This is a genomic window from Acinetobacter sp. NIPH 284, assembly GCF_000369425.1.
In the GTDB taxonomy this organism is placed as follows: domain Bacteria; phylum Pseudomonadota; class Gammaproteobacteria; order Pseudomonadales; family Moraxellaceae; genus Acinetobacter.
Window position 1 is genome coordinate 1 of the sequence record NZ_KB850021.1, and the last position, 5689, is coordinate 5689.

The window sequence follows — 5689 nt, forward strand, 5'->3', positions numbered from 1 at the left end:
AAAGTCCGTGATGCCTTAAAATGGGTAGGCTATTTAGACCAAGCAATGCAGCATGCCAAAGCATCCGATGTATTGATTGCACAACATCATTGGCCTGTCTGGGGCAATGACAATATTCAAGATTTTATTAAAACCCAGCGAGATGTTTATAAGTTCACACATGATCAGACGGTGAGATATATGAACTCTGGTTTTAATGGTGCTGAAATTGCCGAGAAAATTCAGCTTCCAGCGGCACTTGATCAAAAGCTATATGCGCATGGCTATTATGGAACCTTAAAGCATAATGTAAAAGCGATATACCAATACTATATGGGATGGTTCGATGCTCATCCTTCCAATTTAGATCCATTACCGCCTAAAGCTGTTGCAAAAAAATATATTGAGTTGGCAGGTGGGGAGAATAATGCATTAAAAAATGCGCGGGATGCCTATGCTCAAGCTGACTATAGATGGGCTGCCGAGATTTTAAAACATATTGTGTTGAATAACCCTCAAAACCAACAAGCAAAAGACTTATTGGCAAATACGTATCGTCAATTGGGCTATGCTGCTGAGGCTTCAACTTGGCGTAATTTCTTTTTGGTGGGTGCTCAAGAGCTACAAAATAATGTACCCCTACAAAATACATCTGATCCGAGTGATTTATTGATTCACACGCCAACTGAAAGATTTCTTGAAGCCATGGCGACAAATTTAGATGTGGAAAATTTAAAAAATGAAAACCAGTGTATCAATCTGGTTTTGTCGGATACCCAAGAGAATTTTTCATTATGGGTTGAAAACTCAATCATGCAGTTTAAGCGTCATGATGACAGTAAAGATTTGGCATCGGATTGCCCAACATTAACCGTAACCAAGCCCTTATATCTAAAAATGATTACAGGTCAAATAAAAGGGGTAAAAGTCCTGCTTTCTAACGAAAGTAAAGTCAAAGGCAATCCATTGGAAATTGGAAAATTCTTTGCAATGTTTAAACGTCCAGACTCAACTTTTCCAATTGTCACTCGACCAAATGATTAGGATGAAATGACTGGGCTTAAAGAACCCTACCAAATTAAAGTCTCCGCTTTTATGTGCACACATTAGTGCACATAAATACAAAATTAGTTTAATTATTTCAATAATTTACAATCAATAAAAAAGCCTAACTTGTCTAAGTCGGGCTTTTTTATTGATTCTTCACGTTTCACGCCTAATATTTAATCATTGTTCCATATTTTTGATTAGCAACAGTCGGAATCGAGCATAAACCCTACATGCCAAAATTCATGCCCCGATCTCGCTTAGGTTGGGGCTGCTCCATTTCCTTTTTCCGTTCCTTCATTTGGACGATATTCGCTTCAATAGTTCGGACGTTTCGAGCAAATTCTGCTGAGCTTTGGCTACTTGTGACGAGACTGACCGTTGTGTGGTTGAGATTTTCTCCAGTACGTCCTCGTAATTCGTTGTAATTTGGCTCATCTCCCTGACTTTGCCATTGATCTGCTCGGTATAGGTCGCTGTATTTTTTTCCAATTCGTGAAATTGTGTCTGTATTGTCGATAATGACTTTTGTGTTTGCACTAAGTCTGTCTGTACGCTCTCCATTGCCTTTGATTGTGCTGATAAGGCTTGGATAATTTTCTTTTGCATCACGTCTAAACTCTGCTGTTGCTGCTGCAACTGAGTTTGTTGTTGCTGTAATTGCTGCTGTTGTTCTTCGATGATTTTCAATAACTGTGTTTCTAATTCGGTCATCACTTAATACCCCATCGGCACCATGAAGTTGTTCTGCCAATCCCCTGCGTCCTTGTTGATCTGAATACATAGACGTTGGGCTTTGCTGTTTTGCTGTCTGCATGTGCTGAACGTCAAACTGCCCCCCGATCGGTTCAGGTGATCCACTCGCATTTGTTTCTCGTTGATGGTCATATTGAGTGTCCGTATCTCGTTGTACTTGCTTTTGCCCATAAAACCGAGCGCAATAATGAGAATAATTAAAATAGCAGCTCCCAAAATCATTGCCATATTCAAAGTGGTAAGCTGTTTCAGTAGGCTTTTGTTCTGAACTTGCTGTTCTTTTGTCTGTATCTGCTCGTTCATTTGCTTTAAACGGCTCAATTTGGACTGTAGCAAGGCTTGGTACTGGTCGAGCTGCTTCTCGATCTGCTGTGAGCTGTTCTGTAGGTTCTGCGCTAATTTCTCGTCTGACTGCTGGATAGCGGTCGCTGTGATATTGGCTCTTGTGCTCAAGCTGTCTTTGATAATCTGTGACGTTTGCTCGATACCGCTCAGAAGTTGTTCCTCGGTACGTTGCAATTCGCTGTTGTACTTCTTGTCGATATTCGCCAGTAGCGCTAAAGCCTTGCTCATAAACCTCTCCACTTAAACGGATAGGACGTGTTGCGCCCTCGTATGGATTTTCGATTGATATTGATTTTTGGGTTTGTCGGGTGACTTTGATTTCATTCGATTCAAGCCATTCAACCAATTTTTGCCGATCGGCAACTTTGCCATCGACTACAGCTTGGTAAATCCTTTGGTGTAACTGATCTTTAAAATCCTTCACATCCTTGGGTAAGTTCTTCTTATTGATTAAAAGCTGCTGATTGTTCGGATCATCGGGATCATATAGTTGATGTTCTGCATTGGTAATCTGCTTAAACAGATCCACTCGATCTAAATCCACTGGCGCATAAAATGGCTGTAGCCGTTTGCCTGTCGAAAGCTCAACGTTTGGAATCACAAAATTCAGCTCAAGCCGTGTCTCTCCAGTATCTTGATTCACCTTATCTTGGTGCTGTACCCATAAAATTTGGTACTGATCTTTATCGAGACCAGGGAAAAGGCATTCCTCAAAATTTTGCATGATCTGCTGTTTATCCTGGTCAGATAAAGCATGCTCGTAAAAGGATAAACAACCACTGGTATATTTCTTGGCAAAAGGACTGCTATCAATCAGTTGAGCGGTCAAGTCAACATCACCACTTAAAACCTGTGCATGTTCTCGCTCTCTATCTTCACCAAGCAAATAATCTAGACAACCTTTAGATAATCCTGAACCATGTCTAAAAAAATCAACGATCATCTGGTCGTAACTCCCGAAGTTGTTGATCTATGGAAATCAACAAATGAAGTAACTTCACTTTGTCAAAAGTACCTGTCCCTGCAATATCCGTATTAATCGCTTTGGCAATCTGATTCACGTTATTACCTATACGACCCAATTCTAGGATTAAATTTCTCTCTGTCTTGCTATATGAAGATTCAACAATCTTTGTTGATTTAATTTTTTCAGCATCATCTGCTTTGGAATTATAAATCTTTGTTGCTTTATCTACTGCTGACTGACGTAGCAACTTTGCGATTGAACCAAAAGGATTATTGGCATCGAGCAATTGATATTCTGATTCTGAAAGTCTGACTTTAAACGTCCGTTCCCGTACTACTTTCTGTTTAGTTACTGAATCTATTTCCACTTGAACAATCCCATTCTTGGTCTAACCGGTTTAGAGGAAAATCTTTGATTTTTCTTTAAACCGGTTTTCGGGGGTATCGGGGGTGAAGCCCCTGATCAAGGTCACAGCTTAGCACTATTAAACGAAGTGAAATAGGGGTAACTGTGTATCCTTGCTTATTTAAAAAGGGAAAGAATTATTTATACTAAAATTTAATCAAATGATACAGTATATAAACCCTAATAAGAACTGGCATAAATCTTGTAAAACAATAGCACTCAACTCTTTCTCACCACCACCACAGCCCTCGCTTTGCTCAGGCAGATGGTGAGCGTTGAGAGAGTTTCGGCAATACTCTCCCTAAGGGCTGTCATTCAAAAAATAACACATCCCCTAAGTATTGCCGATTTAACCTGATTAGGCTGACGGAGCCACGCATCGGTCGTATCCGCACCATGCTTCACATACATGGCAGACAAGGACTAAAGGTACTGCACCTCTCCCCACGCGCTCCCTGTCGAAGTATGGCGGTATCTCTGCGAGGATTTCTCCAACATGCAACTTAACCAACCTATACAACTACTCTCAACGCTCCGCTTTTGTGGGATTCCCCTGTAACGGTTCAGCTCCTGCTTCTCAGCTTTCACTATCGCTACGATGCACCAGTGACACTTATTCCCTCCACATGCACCGCATATCTTCCTTAAAAAGGATGCACAGAAGCTGATAAGGCTCGAATACTGTCTATGTATTGCTTATTGGATGAACGAGAGTCAGGTAACGAAAGACTTTTTACTGATACAATGCTTGCCATTTTTTATCAATTTGATAGAATTTGAAAAGCGGTACAAGCCGAAAGGTGAAATCATAACGGTCGTCAAACCTTATGATCTTCGTTACTTGATGCTCGAACATCAAATAACTGCGTACCACCAAATTTAAGACAAAACCCCTCTAAGTTGCAAGACTCAGAGGGGTTTTTCTTTAGGTTTTAACAAAATTTTTATTTTTCTCTCCTACTAACTCATGCCCAATAAGGACTGCGTAGTTTTAATAAAAACAGGTATATTCTTGTAAAATATTATTTTATGATTCCATCATAAAAAATGATGGCTGTTATTATAATGTTTGAATTGAAAAGCTTCTATTAATTCAACACATATCAAAAATAGTATAGACAAGGAAATCAACATTTATGGATATTTTGAAGAAGGAAAGACAATGAAAGTTAAATTTTTAACGGTTTCATTGATGTTTATTTTGCCATTTTCTGTTTTTGCAGCAAATGGACAAGTCGAAAAAGCGGTCATTGAATCAAATAATGCGTATAAAACGAAATATAATTTAGACGATATGACAGAGTTTAATTATGCGCAAAAAGGCTTTATTGCCAAGCCAACAGGTCAAATTAAAAGTGAAAAAGGCAATGTGATCTGGGATTTTGATGCGTTTAATTTTTTAAATGATCCAGCACCAAATACTGTTAATCCTGCACTATGGCGACAAGCAAAGCTCAACAATAATGTTGGTCTATTTAAAGTGACAGATCGAGTTTGGCAAATTCGTGGTTTTGATTTGGCAAATATGACCATTATTCAGGGTGATACTGGCTGGATTATTGTGGATACATTAACCTCTAAAGAAACGGCTGAAGCAGCACTTAAATTTGCTAGGCAGCATTTAGGTGAGCAAAAAATTTCAGCCATTATCTTTACCCATAGCCATATCGATCATTTTGGTGGTGCATTAGGCGTTCTTTCTACAGAAGAAATTAACGCTAGAAAAACCCCAATTATTGCGCCACAAGGCTTTATGGAAGAAGCGACCAGTGAAAATTTGATGGCAGGTTCAGCCATGATACGTCGTGCGACCTATATGTATGGAACCTTTTTACCAAAGAATGCTGAAGGATTGGTGGATACAGGTTTAGGTAAGGCTGTTGCTGTTGGGAAAATGGGAATCCTTGAGCCTACACAACTGATCACCCAAGCAGAACAGAAAATGACCATTGATGGTTTGGATTTTGTGTTTTATAACGTGCCGGGTTCAGAAGCGCCAGCAGAGTTAACCTTCTCTATCCCATCACTGAAACTTTATAATGGCGCAGAAATTCTTTCGCATACCATGCATAATCTTTATACCCTCCGCGGTGCCAAAGTCCGTGATGCCTTAAAATGGGTAGGCTATTTAGACCAAGCAATGCAGCATGCCAAAGCATCCGATGTATTGATTGCACAACATCATTGGCC

At 39.7% G+C, this 5689-nt stretch carries 4 protein-coding genes; 2 read left to right on the forward strand and 2 right to left on the reverse strand.

The window, feature by feature from the left end; translation table 11 throughout:
• A partial coding sequence (locus F908_RS15110) for an alkyl sulfatase dimerization domain-containing protein (RefSeq protein ID WP_005165624.1) occupies nucleotides 1–1023 on the forward strand: 1023 nt, incomplete at its 5' end.
• A 232-nt stretch (nucleotides 1024–1255) separates the two neighbouring features.
• Here F908_RS15110 and F908_RS15115 read toward each other — a convergent pair.
• Nucleotides 1256–3070 (reverse strand): relaxase family protein, encoded by a 1815-nt coding sequence (locus F908_RS15115; RefSeq protein WP_004706791.1) that lies wholly within the window; start codon nucleotides 3068–3070, stop codon nucleotides 1256–1258.
• Nucleotides 3060–3461, reverse strand: a complete 402-nt coding sequence (locus tag F908_RS15120) for a MobC family plasmid mobilization relaxosome protein (protein WP_004706792.1) — start codon at nucleotides 3459–3461, stop codon at nucleotides 3060–3062. Before F908_RS15120 ends, F908_RS15115 begins: the two co-directional genes overlap by 11 nt.
• 1200 nt (nucleotides 3462–4661) lie before the next feature.
• Here F908_RS15120 and F908_RS15125 point away from each other — a divergent pair.
• Nucleotides 4662–5689, forward strand: a 1028-nt coding sequence (locus F908_RS15125) for an MBL fold metallo-hydrolase (protein ID WP_005165629.1), incomplete at its 3' end; no start/stop codon positions are given.

What these genes read in the sequence shown, in the direction of transcription:
- F908_RS15115 (WP_004706791.1), bottom strand. Translation starts at nt 3,070, where the DNA reads ATGATCGTTGATTTTTTTAGACATGGTTCAGGATTATCTAAAGGTTGT.